This is a genomic window from Dechloromonas hankyongensis, assembly GCF_022012295.1.
In the GTDB taxonomy this organism is placed as follows: Bacteria; Pseudomonadota; Gammaproteobacteria; order Burkholderiales; family Rhodocyclaceae; genus Azonexus; species Azonexus hankyongensis.
Genome location: NZ_JAKLTN010000002.1, coordinates 877,445 through 892,299, shown reverse-complemented (window position 1 = coordinate 892,299; position 14,855 = coordinate 877,445). Strand labels below are relative to the sequence as shown.

General features: G+C 60.4%; 13 protein-coding genes. 11 read left to right on the top strand and 2 right to left on the bottom strand.

The window, feature by feature from the left end:
* The first annotated feature begins 1 nt into the window (after position 1).
* The gene (locus tag LZ012_RS12825) at positions 2-772 is read left to right on the top strand and encodes an S-methyl-5'-thioinosine phosphorylase (protein ID WP_275711206.1); all 771 of its coding nucleotides are present in this window, start codon (positions 2-4) and stop codon (positions 770-772) included.
* Between the two features lie 38 nt (positions 773-810).
* On the opposite strand, the gene LZ012_RS12820 is transcribed toward LZ012_RS12825, so the two are convergent.
* Both LZ012_RS12820 and map read right to left on the bottom strand, forming a co-directional pair.
* On the bottom strand, positions 811-3,372 hold the full coding sequence (locus tag LZ012_RS12820; RefSeq protein ID WP_275711205.1) for a [protein-PII] uridylyltransferase: 2,562 nt from the start codon (positions 3,370-3,372) through the stop codon (positions 811-813).
* Positions 3,372-4,172, bottom strand: coding sequence for a type I methionyl aminopeptidase (gene map / locus LZ012_RS12815; protein WP_275711204.1), 801 nt, complete (start codon positions 4,170-4,172; stop codon positions 3,372-3,374). Before map ends, LZ012_RS12820 begins: the two co-directional genes overlap by 1 nt.
* Positions 4,173-4,286: 114 nt before the next feature.
* Between map and rfbD the strand changes: the two genes are divergently transcribed.
* The 10 genes from rfbD (at position 4,287) to bamA (ending at position 14,833) form a co-directional block, all read left to right on the top strand.
* Positions 4,287-5,198: a dTDP-4-dehydrorhamnose reductase gene (rfbD, locus tag LZ012_RS12810; RefSeq protein ID WP_275711203.1), complete on the top strand. Its 912-nt coding sequence runs from the start codon at positions 4,287-4,289 to the stop codon at positions 5,196-5,198.
* Positions 5,199-5,389: 191 nt separating this feature from the next.
* Positions 5,390-6,136: a 30S ribosomal protein S2 gene (rpsB, locus tag LZ012_RS12805; RefSeq protein WP_275711202.1), complete on the top strand. Its 747-nt coding sequence runs from the start codon at positions 5,390-5,392 to the stop codon at positions 6,134-6,136.
* 60 nt (positions 6,137-6,196) lie between these two features.
* Positions 6,197-7,096 carry a translation elongation factor Ts gene (gene tsf / locus LZ012_RS12800; RefSeq protein ID WP_275711201.1) on the top strand — a complete coding sequence of 300 codons (900 nt, stop codon included), beginning with the start codon at positions 6,197-6,199 and terminating at the stop codon, positions 7,094-7,096.
* A gap of 15 nt (positions 7,097-7,111) precedes the next feature.
* Positions 7,112-7,828, top strand: a complete 717-nt coding sequence (pyrH, locus tag LZ012_RS12795; RefSeq protein ID WP_275711200.1) for a UMP kinase — start codon at positions 7,112-7,114, stop codon at positions 7,826-7,828.
* Positions 7,829-7,838: 10 nt separating this feature from the next.
* Positions 7,839-8,396, top strand: coding sequence for a ribosome recycling factor (gene frr, locus LZ012_RS12790; protein ID WP_275711199.1), 558 nt, complete (start codon positions 7,839-7,841; stop codon positions 8,394-8,396).
* Positions 8,397-8,423: 27 nt separating this feature from the next.
* Entirely contained in the window at positions 8,424-9,182 is a 759-nt protein-coding gene (gene uppS / locus LZ012_RS12785) for a polyprenyl diphosphate synthase (protein WP_275711198.1), read from the top strand.
* Positions 9,175-9,996, top strand: coding sequence for a phosphatidate cytidylyltransferase (locus tag LZ012_RS12780; RefSeq protein ID WP_275711197.1), 822 nt, complete (start codon positions 9,175-9,177; stop codon positions 9,994-9,996). Before uppS ends, LZ012_RS12780 begins: the two co-directional genes overlap by 8 nt.
* Positions 9,993-11,183 (top strand): 1-deoxy-D-xylulose-5-phosphate reductoisomerase, encoded by a 1,191-nt coding sequence (ispC, locus tag LZ012_RS12775; protein ID WP_275711196.1) that lies wholly within the window; start codon positions 9,993-9,995, stop codon positions 11,181-11,183. Before LZ012_RS12780 ends, ispC begins: the two co-directional genes overlap by 4 nt.
* Positions 11,180-12,544 carry an RIP metalloprotease RseP gene (rseP, locus tag LZ012_RS12770; RefSeq protein ID WP_275711195.1) on the top strand — a complete coding sequence of 455 codons (1,365 nt, stop codon included), beginning with the start codon at positions 11,180-11,182 and terminating at the stop codon, positions 12,542-12,544. Before ispC ends, rseP begins: the two co-directional genes overlap by 4 nt.
* A 3-nt stretch (positions 12,545-12,547) precedes the next feature.
* On the top strand, positions 12,548-14,833 hold the full coding sequence (gene bamA / locus LZ012_RS12765) for an outer membrane protein assembly factor BamA (RefSeq protein WP_275711194.1): 2,286 nt from the start codon (positions 12,548-12,550) through the stop codon (positions 14,831-14,833).
* The last annotated feature ends 22 nt before the right edge of the window (positions 14,834-14,855 follow it).

Here is a 14,855-nt window from a genome sequence, read left to right as displayed (position 1 = left end):
AATGTTGGCAATCATCGGGGGTAGCGGTCTGACTACCCTATCCAATCTCGACGTTTCGCATCGCGAAGTTGTGCGCACCCCGTACGGCGAAGCTTCGGGCGCCCTGGTCTTCGGCCAGATCTGCGGCCAGCCGGCGGTTTTCCTGCCGCGCCATGGTTACGGTCATACAATTCCGCCGCACAAGGTCAATTACCGGGCCAATCTATGGGCCTTGCATCACCACAAAGTGACCGGCGTGATTTCGGTGGCCTCGGTCGGCGGCATCCGCGGCGACCTGCAGCCGGGCGATATCGTGTTGCCGCACCAGATCCTCGACTACACCTGGGGGCGCAATTCGACCTTCTTCGACGGCAACGGCACGCCGGTGCATCACGTTGACTTCACCGAGCCCTACGACGCCGAATTGCGTCGCCGGATTCTCGAAGCCGGCCAGCAACTGAGCGTCGACATCAAGGTCGATGCTGTCTATGCCGCTACCCAGGGCCCGCGTCTCGAAACGGCGGCCGAAGTTAATCGCCTGGAGCGGGACGGGGCGGACGTCGTGGGTATGACCGGGATGCCGGAAGCCGTGCTGGCCCGGGAACTCGGCTTGCCTTACGCGGCGATCAACGTCGTCGCCAACCATGCCGCCGGCCGGGGCGACAGCGTGAATGGCATCCACTTCGAAAGCCTCGAGCATGTCCTGCACGAGGCCATGGGCCGCGTCCGGACCATTATCGAACGGCTGGTCGGCTACCAGGACAACTGCCCGCCGATCGGCATGTCGGTTTAGCGCTTAGTCGTTAGTCATTAGTTGCTAGCGGCTAATGACTAGGCAATTTTCAGCCGATCCATCAGTTCGGTTTCGAGCCGGATGCGGTTGTGGCTGTCGCGCAGGTCGCCGCCGCTGATCAGGAAAACGTCCTCGGCGCGCTCGCCGAGGGTGGTGATCTTGGCGGTTTGCAGGTTGGCGCCATGCTCGGCCAGCGTGTTGGCGACCGTGTATAGCAGGCCCGGTCGGTCGGCCGCCACCAGCGACAGGATGAAATGCGTTCCCTTTTCGTCGGCGTGGATGCTGACGTCCGGCTTGATCGGGAAATGCTTGACCTGACGGGACAGCCGGCCTGACGACGGAATGTCCGGCGGCGACTGGTGCAGCAGGCGCTGCTCCAGTTCGTGTTCGACATAGGGAATCATCTCGCGCTCGTTTTCGCGATTCTCGACGTCAAGCACGACGAAGCTGTCCAGCGCGTAACCGTGCGCCGTGGTGTGAATCTTGGCGTCGACGATGCTGTAGCCGGCACGGGCGAAAAAGCCGACGATGCGGGCGAACAGGTCGGGCTGGTCCTGTGTATAGACCATCACCTGCAAACCCAGGCCTTCCTGGTAGGGGCGGGCGCGGACGACCGGCTGGTTGTTGAAGATCCGGTAATGCAGCGAACGCGTGTGCCAGGCGATTTCCTCGGCCGAGTGGCGCAGGAAATAGACGGTGTCGAGCTGTTTCCACAGCCGCTCGTGCACCGTGTCGGACAGGGCGAAGAAGCGCAGCAGGCGCATCGCTTCGGCTTGCCGGTCGGCGATGACGCCATGCGCTTCCGGCGCTTTGCCTTGCGTGATGTGGTGCTGGGCCTGGTAATACAGATCGGCGAGCAGCTTGCCTTTCCAGTGGTTCCACACCTTCGGGCTGGTGCCGCGGATATCGGCATGGGTGAGTAGGTACAGCGCCTGCAGATGGCGCATGTCGCCGACCAGGCGGACGAAACGGGCGATCACGTCGGGATCGGTGAGGTCTTCCTTCTGCGCCACTTGCGACATGACCAGATGGTTCTTGACCAGCCAGACGACCAGTTCGGTGTCTTCCTCGCTCAGTCCGTGATCGACGCAGAAATCGCGGGCATCGGCCGTGCCCAGTTCGGAATGGTCGCCGCCGCGGCCCTTGGCGATATCGTGGAAGAGGGCGGCGACATAGAGCAGCCAGGGGCGCTCGAGTTCGCTGATGATGCGCGAGCACATCGGATATTCGTGGGCGAATTCGCTCATCGTGAACCGGCGGATATTGCGCAGCACCTGCAGGATGTGCTGATCCACGGTGTAGACGTGGAACAGGTCATGCTGCATCTGGCCGACGATGCGCCCGAAATTGGGCAGGTAATTGCCCAGGATGTCGAGCTGGTTCATGCGCCGGAACTCGTGCACGATGCCCCTCTCGCTTTGCAGCAATTTCAGGAAGGCCGCCCGGTTTTCAGGATTGGCGCGGAATTCCGGTGTGATCAGGTCGCGCGACCGCCACAGGGCGCGCAGCGTGCGGGTCGTCATGCCGGACAGCTCGTGGCATTCCTGCATGGCCAGGAAACTGTCGAGGATGGCCGCCGGATTGCGCTCGAACAGTTTCTCGTCGCGGATATCGAGCAGGTTGCCGATGATCTGGAAATTGTCGTCGAGCGGTTGCGGGATCAGGTCGGTTTCCGGCGTCAGCGCCGCGCCGATGTTCTGCACGATCAGCGTGTTGAGGACTGTCACCGTTTTGGCATGGCGGTAATAGACCTGCATCAGTTGCTCGGAAGCGCGCTTCGCTTCGTTATTGGCGAAGCCAAAGCGTTCGGCCAGATTGTTCTGGTAATCGAAGAGCAGGCGATCTTCGCGCCGCCCCAGCATGAAGTGCAGCCGGATGCGCAGGTGGGTCAGGTACTCTTCGCAGGTTTCGGTCAGCCGCGCCCCTTCCTGGGTGATGATGCCGTTCTCGTGCAGTTCCTGCCAGCTGGAACCCAGTCCGGCCGCCTTGGTCATCCAGAAAATCACCTGCAGGTCGCGCAGGCCGCCCGGCGATTCCTTGCAGTTCGGTTCCAGGCTGTAGGGCGTTTCGTTGTAGCGCAGGTAACGTTCCTGTTGCTCGAGCCGCTTGGCTTCGAAGAAGACCAGCGGATCCAGATTGCCGTGCAGGCGCTTCTGGAACGTGGCGAACAGCTTGGCATTGCCGGTCAGCAGGCGGGCTTCGAGGAGGGCCGTCTGGACCGTGATGTCGCGCGCCGCTTCATCCAGGCATTCCTGGACGGTGCGCACGCTGTGGCCGATTTCGAGGCCGATGTCCCAGAAATGGCCGACCAGGCGCTCCAGTTTTTCCTGCGTTGCCTTGCTCGCTTCCTGTGGCAAGAGGATCAGCAAGTCGATGTCCGAAGCCGGGAACAGCGCGCCGCGCCCGTAGCCGCCGACGGCGGCCAGCGTCAGCGAGGCCGGAAAGTCGAACGATTGCCACAGTTTTTCGAGAACCACGTCGACGTGCGCACAGCGTTCGCGAAGCAGGGCGCCGGCGTCGTGGTTGAGTTCGTAGTTCTGCTGAAGTTGCAGCTGGTTGGCTTTGACCTCGGCCCGCAGGGCGGCGACGTCGCAGGCCATCAGACGATCCAGTCAGGCTTGGCGCGGCAACCGGCCGACATCGTCAGCACTTCGTGGCCGGTCTCGGTGATCAGGATGGTGTGTTCCCACTGGGCTGACAGACTGCGGTCCTTGGTGACGATGGTCCAGCCGTCGGCCATTTCGCGGATCGCCGCCTTGCCGGCATTGATCATCGGCTCGATGGTGAAGATCATGCCCGGTTCCAGTTTGGGGCCGGTGCCGGCCTTGCCGTAGTGCAGCACCTGCGGGTCTTCGTGGAATTTCTTGCCGATGCCGTGGCCGCAGAATTCACGAACGACCGAGTAGCCGTTCTTCTCCGCATGCTTCTGGATGATGGCGCCAATATCGCCGAGGTAGGCGCCGGGGCGGACCACCGAAATGCCCAGCCACATGCATTCGAAGGTGATCTCGCATAGCCGCTTGGCTTGGATCGAGCCTTCGCCGACCACGAACATGCGGCTGGTGTCGCCGTGGTAGCCGTCCTTGATGGTCGTGATATCGAGATTGATGATGTCGCCGTTTTTCAGGATGCGCTCGCCGGGCACGCCGTGGCAGACCTGTTGGTTGACCGAGGTGCAGATGGACTTCGGGTAAGGATCATAGCCAGACGGGGCATAGTTGAGCGGGGCGGGGATGCAGCCCTGCACATCGACCATGTAGTCGTGGCACAGCTTGTCGAGTTCGTCAGTGGTGATGCCGGCCTTGACGTAGGGTTCGATGTAATCGAGAACCTCTCCGGCCAGACGCCCGGCTACGCGCATTTTTTCGATTTCGTCCGGGGTCTTGATGGTGATGCTCATGGCTTTTTTTCAGTACGTTAGAGAAAAAGAAGGATAAATGATGGGGCTGGTTTCGCAAAGCCCAAGCCCGCGGAAATGGCATACTGTGCAGCTTTTCAGCCTGTCGGGATCGCGATGAGGATTCTCCTGCTCGGTAAGGACGGCCAGCTCGGCTGGCAGTTGCAACGTTCCCTGGCGCCGCATGGTGAGGTCATCGCCTGCGGGCGTGCGCAGTGTGATTTGGCCGACTTGGAGCGTATTCGTTCCGTCGTTCGCGAGTTGCGCCCCGCCATCATCGTCAATGCAGCGGCGTACACCGCGGTAGACAAGGCCGAGTCCGAGCCGGATCTGGCGCGTCGGATCAATGCCGTGGCACCGGGTGTGCTGGCCGAGGAGGCGGCGCGTCTGGGCGCTTTGCTGCTGCATTATTCGACCGACTATGTTTTTGACGGCGCCAAGGCTGAGCCCTATGTCGAGGGCGATCCGACCGCGCCGCTCAGTGTTTATGGGCGCACCAAGCTGGAAGGTGAGGAGGCGATACGTGCCGCAGGTGGAAAATCGGTGATTTTCCGCACCAGCTGGGTATTCGGTGCGCGCGGCAATAATTTCGTCAAAACCATCCTCCGTCTGGCGCGCGAGAAAGAGAGCCTGGGCGTGGTCGACGACCAGATCGGTTCGCCGACCCCGGCCGCCATGCTGGCGACGGTCACCGGCGTCGGGCTGGCCATGCTGCACCACGGTGCCGCCCTGGAAGAGGGGGAGAGCCGCCTGTATCACCTGGCGGCGGCCCGGCCGGTGAGCTGGTGTGAATTTGCCCGCACCATCGTTGCGCTGGCCGGTCAGGCGCCGGGCTTCGATCTGCGTTTGAAGCCGGAAGCCATCGCGGCCATCGCCACTGCCGACTATCCGACTCCGGCGCGGCGTCCGATGAATTCCCGGCTCGACTGCCGACGGCTGGAAAAGGATTTCGGGCTGCAAATGCCTGACTGGCAGCCCTATCTGGAGCGCATGCTGCAGTTGCTGGCCTTGAAGCAAAATGGTTATTGAGGCTTTTTGCTTCGCCGTTCTGCTGCTATAATCCGCAGGTTTTTCTCGGTCGTTTCGACTGAGAGAAACGGTTGTCTGCATGGTGCAGGCAACCAAAATCCACACATCCGCCGATTAAGGGTGTCCGTCAAAACTCAAGAATGACGGGCGTTTCCGGCGGGTGGAGGTTCAACCCTTAAAAGGAAATTGCTATGTCCGTTACCATGCGCGAAATGCTGGAAGCCGGTGTCCACTTCGGCCACCAGACCCGTTTCTGGTCCCCCAAGATGGCCCCGTACATCTTCGGTGCCCGCAACAAGATTCACATCGTCAACCTCGAAAAGACCCTGGTCAAGTACAACGAAGCCATGGCTTTCGTGAAGAAGCTGGCCTCCAATCGCGGCACCATCCTGTTCGTCGGTACCAAGCGCCAAGCTCGCGAAATCATCGGTGAAGAAGCGCTGCGCGCCGGTGCTCCGTATGTCGACCAGCGCTGGCTGGGCGGCATGCTGACCAACTTCAAGACCGTCAAGACCTCCATCAAGCGTCTGAAGGACATGGAGCTGGCTGTTGAAGCAGGCGAACTCGAGCGCATGCCGAAGAAGGAAGCGCTGACCTTCCGTCGCGAACTGGAAAAGCTGCAGAAGTCCATCGGCGGCATCAAGGATATGGGCGGCCTGCCGGACGCCATCTTCGTCGTCGACGTCGGCTATCACAAGATCGCCATCACCGAAGCCGAAAAGCTGGGTATCCCGGTCATCGGCGTGGTCGATACCAACCACTCTCCGGAAGGCGTTTCTTACGTCATCCCGGGTAACGACGACTCTTCACGCGCCATTCAGCTCTACGCTCGCGGTGTCGCCGATTCCATCCTCGAAGGTCGCAGCCAGGTGGTTGCCGACATAGTGGCGGCCGGCGGTGACGACGAGTTCGTCGAAGTCGAAGAAGCTGCTGAATAAATAAAGATGTAACGGCGGAGCTTCAAGCTCCGCCAGTTTTATAAGCTCAGGAGAAAAAATATGGCGGCAATTACCGCAGGTATGGTTGCAGAGCTGCGCGGCAAGACCGACGCACCGATGATGGAATGCAAGAAGGCGCTGACCGAAGCCGACGGCGACATGGCCAAGGCGGAAGAGATTCTTCGCGTCAAGCTGGGTAACAAGGCCTCCAAGGCTGCTGCCCGTATCGCTGCCGAAGGTATCGTCGCAGTCAGCATCGCTGCCGACGGCAAGACCGGCGCGATCATCGAAGTCAACAGCGAAACCGACTTCGTCGCCAAGAACGACGAATTCATCGCGCTGGCCAATGGTTCCGCTGCCCTGGTCGCCAACCAGAATCCGGCTGACGTGGCCGCTCTGTCGGCCCTGCCGATGGGCGACGGCACTGTCGAGTCCACCCGTTCGGCTCTGGTCGGCAAGATCGGCGAGAACATGTCCATCCGTCGCTTCGCCCGCTTCGAAGCCAAGGGCAAGCTGGTTCCCTATATCCACGGTGGCGCCAAGGTCGGCGTCGTGGTCGACGTGGTCGGTGGCGACGAGCAACTGGGTAAGGATCTGGCCATGCACATCGCCGCTTCCAAGCCGAAGTCCCTGGATGCCTCCGGCGTTTCTGCCGAACTGCTCGACACCGAGCGTCGCGTCGCCATCGAAAAGGCCCGCGAAGCCGGCAAGCCGGAAGCCATGCTGGAAAAAATCGCCGAAGGTACCGTCCAGAAGTATCTGAAGGACGTGACCCTGCTCGGCCAGGTCTTCGTCAAGGCTGAAGACGGCAAGCAAACCATCGAACAGCTGCTGAAGGCCAAGGGCGCATCCGTTGCCGGCTTCACGCTGTACATGGTCGGTGAAGGCATCGAGAAGAAGGTTGACGACTTCGCTGCCGAAGTTGCTGCCCAGGCCGCTGCTGCCGCTGCCAAGAAGTAATTGAAAGGAAAGCCGATGACTACACCCAAATACAAGCGCATCCTCCTGAAACTTTCCGGCGAGGCCCTGATGGGCAACGACGCCTACGGCATCAATCCGCAGACCATCGCGGGTATTTGCGGAGAGATCAAGGCGGTCGCCGACATGGGTGTGGAAATCGGCGTCGTGATCGGTGGTGGCAATATCTTCCGTGGCATGGCGGGTACGTCTACCGGGATGGATAGAGCTACTGCGGATTACATGGGCATGCTGGCCACGGTGATGAATGCCATGGCGCTGTCCGACGCGATGCGCCAATGCGGCCTGAATGCCCGTGTGCAGTCGGCCCTTAATATCGAGCAGGTGATCGAGCCGTACATTCGCGGCAAGGCCATCCGCTATCTGGAAGAAGGCAAGATCGTGATCTTCGGTGCCGGTACCGGCAACCCCTTCTTCACCACCGATACTGCTGCAGCACTGCGCGGTTCGGAAATCGGTGCCGAAATCGTGCTCAAGGCGACCAAGGTCGACGGCATCTACACGGCCGATCCCAAGAAGGATCCTTTGGCGACGCGCTACGACAAGATCAGCTTCAACGAGGCGATCTCCAGGAATCTCGCGGTCATGGACGCGACGGCCTTTGCCCTGTGCCGCGACCAGAAACTGCCGATCAACGTGTTCTCGATCTTCAAGACCGGCGCGCTGAAGCGCGTGGTCTGCGGTGAAGACGAAGGTACGCTGGTCTATTGCTGAGGAGAGAGAGATGATTGCAGAACTCAAGAAAAACGCAGAAGGCAAGATGCAGAAAACGCTGGAGGCGTTGAAGAACGACCTCCTCAAGGTCCGTACCGGCCGTGCTCACACCGGCCTGCTCGATCATGTACAGGTCGACTACTACGGTTCTATGGTGCCGGTGAATCAGGTCGCCAACATTACCCTGGTCGATGCCCGTACCATCGGTGTTCAGCCGTGGGAAAAGAACATGGCGCAGAAGGTCGAGAAGGCGATTCGCGATTCCGACCTCGGTCTCAATCCGGCCTCGCAGGGCGAGCTGATCCGCGTGCCGATGCCGGCCTTGACCGAAGAGCGCCGCAAGGAAATGATCAAGGTCGTCAAGCATGAAGGCGAGGGGGCCAAGGTCGCCATTCGCAACCTGCGTCGCGATGCCAATACCCATCTCAAGGATGCGCTGAAAAAGGGGGAAATCCCAGAAGACGACGAGCGCAAGGCCCAGGACGATATCCAGAAGCTGACCGACAAGTTCATCGTTGAAGTCGACAAGATGCTCGCCACGAAAGAGGCTGAGCTGATGCAGGTTTAAGCGGTCTCCGACTAGATAGCCGGCGGCATGGCCTTCTTTAAGAGTTCGACGCGCGATGTTCCGGCGGCGGCTGCTGTGCCTCAGCACGTCGCCGTCATCATGGACGGCAATGGACGCTGGGCGAAAAAGCGCTTTCTGCCGCGCGTCGCGGGGCATGTCAAAGGCGTCGAACTGGTCCGCGAGATGGTCCGTTCGTGTCTAGAACAGGGCATCCAGTACCTGACCCTGTTCGCCTTTTCCTCCGAGAACTGGCGGCGTCCGCAGGAAGAAGTGACGCTGTTGATGCAGCTTTTCGTCAAGGCGCTCGAGCAAGAGGTTGAAAAGCTCGACCGTAACGGCGTCCGTTTGCGCGTAATCGGTGATCTCGGCCGCTTCGAGCCGCGCCTGCAGGAACTGATCGCCAAGGCCCAGGAACAGACCGCGGGCAACACCCGACTGGATTTGACCATCGCTGCCAATTACGGTGGCCGTTGGGACATCATGCAGGCGGTCAATCAGATGCTGGCGGCCCAGCCTGACAAGCGCAACGGCTGGCAGGAGGCCGATCTCGATCCCTATTTGTCGATGCACTTTGCGCCCGAGCCGGATTTGTTCATCCGGACCGGCGGCGAAGAGCGCATCAGCAATTTCCTGCTCTGGCAGCTGGCCTATACCGAACTGTACTTCACGCCGACCCTGTGGCCGGACTTCGATGCCGTCGAGTTCGGCAAGGCCATTGCCTCCTTTCAGCAGCGAGAACGCCGTTTCGGCCGGACCAGTGAACAACTGGTGAAGCCGAATGCTTAAGACGCGAGTCATCACGGCGCTGGTGCTGGTTTCCCTGTTGCTGCCGTGCCTGTTCTGGTTGCCGCAATCGGCTTGGGCGTTTCTGGTTGCCGCCTTCATCGGCATTGCCGCCTGGGAATGGGGCGCCCTGCTGGGTTGGTCGGCCACGCCTAGACTTGCTCTGGGGCTGGTTGGCGGCCTGCTGTGTGCCGCCCTTTCGATCATTGATCCGTCCGCCCTCGAATTCCGCCTGGGCCAGCCGTGGGTGGTGGCCGCCTATGGGCTTTCCGCCGCTTTCTGGCTGATCGTCATGCCCTTCTGGTTGCGGGGCAAGTGGGCCATTGGCGGTGTGGGCGGCCTGGCGGTCGGTGCGGTCGTCCTGATCCCGACTTGGCTGGCCATGGTCCAGCTGCGTGCCTTGGGCGCCGGGGCCCTGCTGGGGATTTTCGCCGTCGTCTGGATGGCCGATATTGCTGCCTATTTTTCCGGTCGGGCCTTCGGTAAGCACAAGCTGGCGCCGACCATCAGCCCGGGGAAGACCTGGGAAGGCGCGATCGGCGCCGGGGTCGGCGTGGCGATCTATGGCCTGGTGGTGCGCCACCTGTTCGACATCGGCTTGCTGCCCATGCCCCTATGGGTGATGGCGCTTTTCGTCGTCACCGGCGTCAGCATCATCGGCGATCTTTTTGAGTCGCTGCTCAAGCGCAAGGCCGGTATCAAGGACAGCAGCAATATCCTGCCCGGGCATGGCGGCGTCCTCGACCGTATCGACAGCCTGACCTCCACGCTGCCGGTGGTCGCCTTCTTCCTGCTCTTGATCCAGCGTTCGGCATGATCCGGCAGAACATTACCGTTCTCGGCTCGACCGGCTCGATCGGGGTCAGCACGCTCGACGTCATTCGTCGGCATCCGGATCACTACCAGGCGTTCGCCCTGTGCGCGCATAGCCAGATCAACAAGCTTTTTGAACAGTGTCTCGAATTCAGGCCGCGCTTCGCCGTGGTGCGCGATGCAGCTTTGGCAGCGCAACTGGCCGAGCGCTGTCGCGTAGCAGGTTTGTCGACTGAGGTTCGCCATGGCGTCGAGGCCTTGGTCGAACTGTCGTCATGTTCCGAAGCCGATGCCGTGATGGCGGCGATTGTCGGTGCCGCCGGGCTGGAGCCGACACTGGCTGCAGCGCGGGCCGGCAAGCGGGTCATGCTCGCCAACAAGGAAGTCCTGGTCATGGCCGGCGAACTATTCATGCATGCGGTGCGTGAGCATGGCGCTACGCTGCTACCGGTCGATAGCGAGCACAATGCGATATTCCAGTCGCTGCCGGCCGATTTTGCACGCGGCCTGCCGGCCTGCGGCGTTCAGAAAATCCTGCTGACTGCATCCGGCGGTCCGTTCCGCACGGTTGCCTTGGGCGACCTCGAGCATGTCACGCCGGAACAGGCCTGTGCCCATCCCAACTGGGTCATGGGGCGCAAGATATCGGTCGATTCGGCGACCATGATGAACAAGGGTCTGGAGGTGATCGAGGCGCGCTGGCTGTTCGATGCGCCGCCGGAGATGATCCAGGTCGTCGTGCATCCGCAAAGTGTCATCCATTCCGCCGTTCAGTACGCCGATGGCTCCGTGCTGGCGCAGCTCGGCAAGCCCGATATGCGCACGCCGATCGCCTTTGCCATGGCCTGGCCGGAACGTATTGCCGCGGGGGTGGAACCGCTCGATCTGTTCAAGATTGCCCGGCTCGATTTCTTTGAGCCTGATTTCGAACGCTTCCGTTGCCTGCAGCTCGCTTACGACGTGCTGCATGCGGGCGGGACCGCTCCGGCCATCCTCAATGCGGCCAACGAGGTGGCGGTGGCGGCATTCCTCGAAGGCCAGCTGCCTTTCCTCGGCATTGCGCGCCTGAACGAGCAGGTGCTGCAGTCGCTGAGCGCCGGTCCGGAAGGTAGTTTGAGCGATGTGCTGGGGGCCGATACCGAAGCGCGCCACCTCGCGGCGCAACTGATCCGGGAACGCAGTTTCGCGTGAACGACCTGCCGTTCTATCTGGCGGCCTTCGCCGTCGTCCTCGGTGTTCTGATCATTTTCCATGAATTGGGGCATTACCTGGTCGCGCGCTGGTGCGGGGTCAAGGTGCTGCGCTTTTCGGTCGGCTTCGGCCGCGTCCTCTGGCAGAAGCAACTCGGTCGGGACTGTACCGAGTGGGCGGTCAGCGTGTTTCCACTGGGCGGCTACGTCAAAATGCTCGACGAACGGGAAGGGGCGGTGCCGGCAGCCGAAGTGCATCGGGCCTTCAATCGTCAGGGCGTACTCAAGCGTAGCCTGATTGTGGCCGCCGGGCCTGTGGCCAATTTCGTCCTGGCGATCCTTCTTTACTGGGTCGTCTTCATGCACGGCAGCAATGAACTGCTGCCGGTGCTCGGCACGCCGCCCGAAGGGTCGCCGGCCGCGATTTCCGCCGTCCACAATGGCGAACAGGTTCGTCTCGTCGATGGGGAGCCGGTGGCGACCTGGAACGATCTGCGCTGGATGCTCCTGCAAAAAGCCGCCGAGCGCGACAGCGTTGTGCTTGAGGTGGCCGATGAACAGGGCAATATTTCGTTTCGCCAGCTCGATCTGCGGGCGGTAAGTGAGCAGGGTTGGGAAGGTGATGCGCTGGAACGCCTGGGTATTCGTTTCTTCCGGCCAGAGACCCCGCCTTACCTTGGCGAGGTGATAGCCGGTGGTCCCGGTGCCCGGGCCGGGCTGCAAGTGGGCGACCTGGTTGTTGGTATCGATGGCAAGCCGATCGCACTGTGGACCGACTTCGTCGCGCGAATTCGCGAATCGGCGGGAAAGTCGTTGCGCCTTGAAATACGCCGTTGGGATGAAACCTTGATAATTGACGTCGTTCCCGAAGCGTCCAGCGAACGCGGGCGTACCGTCGGCAAGATCGGTGTAGGCGTGGATACGGGTGGGGCGCGGCGCGAACTCCGAATTTTCGTACGGCACGGCATTTTCGAATCGGCTCGCCTGGCCGTGACTGAAACCTGGGATAAATCGGTGTTCAGCGTGGTGATGATGGCCAAGATGGTGGTTGGCGAAGTGTCCTGGAAGACCCTTTCCGGCCCGGTGACGATCGCCGATTACGCCGGCAAGTCGGCCCGCTTGGGGCTCGATTACTACCTGCGCTTCATGGCGCTGGTCAGCATCAGTCTTGGGGTTCTGAATCTACTTCCCATCCCGGTTCTGGACGGTGGGCATTTGTTGTATCATATTATCGAAGTCGTCAGGCGCAAGCCGCTTTCCGAGCGTGCCATGGAAATCGGCCAGCAGATTGGCATGGCCATTCTTGTCGCCTTGATGGCTTTCGCTTTTTTTAACGATATTTCCCGCCTGCTCACCAGCTGAATAATGAAGAAAACCCTGTTGTCCGTCATGATTGCCAGCGTGTTCGCTGCGCCGGTGCTGGCATTCGAACCCTTTACGGTCAAGGACATCCGGGTAGAGGGGATCCAGCGTACTGAGGCGGGTACCGTCTTCGGCTATCTGCCGGTCAAGGTCGGCGAAACGCTGAATGACGAAAAGGCGGCGCAATCCATCAAGGCGCTGTTCGCTACCGGCTTCTTCAAGGACGTCCGCGTCGAGGTCGAAAAGGATGTCATGGTCGTCGTCGTCCAGGAACGACCGGCCGTGGCGACCATCAACTTTGTCGGGCTGAAAGAGTTCGACAAGGACGTCATTATCAAGGCGCTCAAGGAAACCGGTATTGCTGAAGGGCGGATCTTCGACCGGGCGCTGCTGGAAAAAGCCGAACAGGAGTTGAAACGGCAGTACCTGACGCGCGGCAAGTACGCAGCGAACATCACGACGACCGTCACGCCGCTGGAGCGCAACCGGGTCGGCATCAACTTCAATATCGAAGAGGGTGCTGCGGCCAAGATCAAGCAGATCAACATCATCGGCGCCAAGGCTTTCCGCGAGAAGGAATTGCTCGGCCTGTTCGAGCTGACCACGCCGGGATTGCTGACCTGGTATACCAAGAACGACCAGTATTCGCGCCAGAAACTGTCGGCCGACCTTGAGAAGCTGAAGTCCTTCTATATGAATCAGGGTTACCTGGAGTTCGCCGTCGAGTCGACTCAGGTTTCCATCTCGCCGGACAAGCAGGACGTCTACATTACGGCGAACATCACCGAGGGTGACCGCTATCAGGTTTCATCGGTCAAGGTCGCCGGAGATTTTTCGCTGCCGGAAGATGAACTGAAGAAGCTCGTCCTGGTCAAGCCGGGCGACGTCTTTTCCCGTGAAAAGCTGAATGATACGACCAAGGCGATCAGTGATCGTCTGGGCAAGGAAGGCTATGCCTTCGCCAACGTCAACGCCGCTCCGGAAATCGACAAGGACAAGCGCCAGGTCGCTTTCACGATTTTCGTCGATCCGGGCAAGCGAGTTTATGTCCGTCGCATCAATATCACGGGCAACACCAAGACGCGTGATGAAGTCATCCGTCGGGAAATGCGCCAGATGGAAGGCGGCTGGTACGACGCCGACAAGGTCACGGCGTCGAAGCAGCGCGTCGACAAACTTGGCTTCTTCGGTGAGGTGGCGGTGGAAACGCCCGCTGTTCCGGGAACCTCCGATCAGTTGGACGTCAACGTCAATGTCACCGAAAAGCCGACCGGCAGCCTGATGCTCGGTGTCGGTACGTCGAGCACCGACAAGATCATCCTGTCGGGCGCCATCTCCCAGAACAACTTCATGGGCAGCGGCAACAACGTCTCGATCCAGGTCAATTCCGCCAAGACCTACCGCACGTATGTCTTCTCCTATACCAATCCCTACTTCACACAGGACGGGATAAGCCAGGGCTTTGACGTCTATCATCGGACCTTCAATACCACCTCGACGACCCTGGCCTATTATTCTTCGTCTTCGACAGGTGGGGCGATTCGTTTCGGCTTCCCGATCGGCGAGAAAGAATCGATCGGGATGGGGATCGGTCTGGATTCGACCAGCATCACTACCTACGACCAGACGCCGCAGTACTACAAGGATTACGTAAGCCGCTTTGGCGATACCAACATCTCGGTGCCGGTCACCTTGAGCTGGGCCAGCGACGGCAAGGACAGCTATTTCTTCCCGACCAAGGGTACCTATCAGCGCGCATCCCTGGAAGTGGCGGTGCCGGGCGGAGACTTGACTTACTACCGGGCCAGCTATCAGCTGCAGCACTTTGTGCCGTTGAATTCCAAGTTCACGCTGATGCTGAATGGCGAATACGGCATGGCGAACGGCTATGGCAAGTCCGGTTTGCCCTTCTTCAAGAATTACTATGCGGGTGGTGTAACATCGGTTCGTGGCTACAAGGCTTCGTCATTGGGCCCGATTTATACGGATCCGGCGACGAATATCCAGTATCGCCTGGGCGGCAATCGCCGTGTAGTCGGTAATGCCGAGTTGCTGTGGACTCTGCCGGGTATGGACAAGTCCTTCCGCATGGGCTGGTTCTTTGACGCAGGGCAGGTGTACGGCAGCGATGAAAAGGTGGATTTGGCAGATCTGCGTTATTCGACCGGGCTTTCCGCTGCCTGGATTTCGCCGGTCGGGCCGTTGAAATTCAGTATTGGCAAACCGCTGAACAAGAAGGATACCGACAAGGTTGAAGCCTTCCAGTTCCAGATGGGCACTACGTTCTAATTCAGGAGTATCAAGTTGAAAG

What these genes read in the sequence shown, in the direction of transcription:
- LZ012_RS12825 (WP_275711206.1), top strand. Translation starts at nt 2, where the DNA reads ATGTTGGCAATCATCGGGGGTAGCGGTCTGACTACCCTATCCAATCTC.
- LZ012_RS12820 (WP_275711205.1), bottom strand. Translation starts at nt 3,372, where the DNA reads ATGGCCTGCGACGTCGCCGCCCTGCGGGCCGAGGTCAAAGCCAACCAG.
- map (WP_275711204.1), bottom strand. Translation starts at nt 4,172, where the DNA reads ATGAGCATCACCATCAAGACCCCGGACGAAATCGAAAAAATGCGCGTA.
- rfbD (WP_275711203.1), top strand. Translation starts at nt 4,287, where the DNA reads ATGAGGATTCTCCTGCTCGGTAAGGACGGCCAGCTCGGCTGGCAGTTG.
- rpsB (WP_275711202.1), top strand. Translation starts at nt 5,390, where the DNA reads ATGTCCGTTACCATGCGCGAAATGCTGGAAGCCGGTGTCCACTTCGGC.
- tsf (WP_275711201.1), top strand. Translation starts at nt 6,197, where the DNA reads ATGGCGGCAATTACCGCAGGTATGGTTGCAGAGCTGCGCGGCAAGACC.
- pyrH (WP_275711200.1), top strand. Translation starts at nt 7,112, where the DNA reads ATGACTACACCCAAATACAAGCGCATCCTCCTGAAACTTTCCGGCGAG.
- frr (WP_275711199.1), top strand. Translation starts at nt 7,839, where the DNA reads ATGATTGCAGAACTCAAGAAAAACGCAGAAGGCAAGATGCAGAAAACG.
- uppS (WP_275711198.1), top strand. Translation starts at nt 8,424, where the DNA reads ATGGCCTTCTTTAAGAGTTCGACGCGCGATGTTCCGGCGGCGGCTGCT.
- LZ012_RS12780 (WP_275711197.1), top strand. Translation starts at nt 9,175, where the DNA reads ATGCTTAAGACGCGAGTCATCACGGCGCTGGTGCTGGTTTCCCTGTTG.
- ispC (WP_275711196.1), top strand. Translation starts at nt 9,993, where the DNA reads ATGATCCGGCAGAACATTACCGTTCTCGGCTCGACCGGCTCGATCGGG.
- bamA (WP_275711194.1), top strand. Translation starts at nt 12,548, where the DNA reads ATGAAGAAAACCCTGTTGTCCGTCATGATTGCCAGCGTGTTCGCTGCG.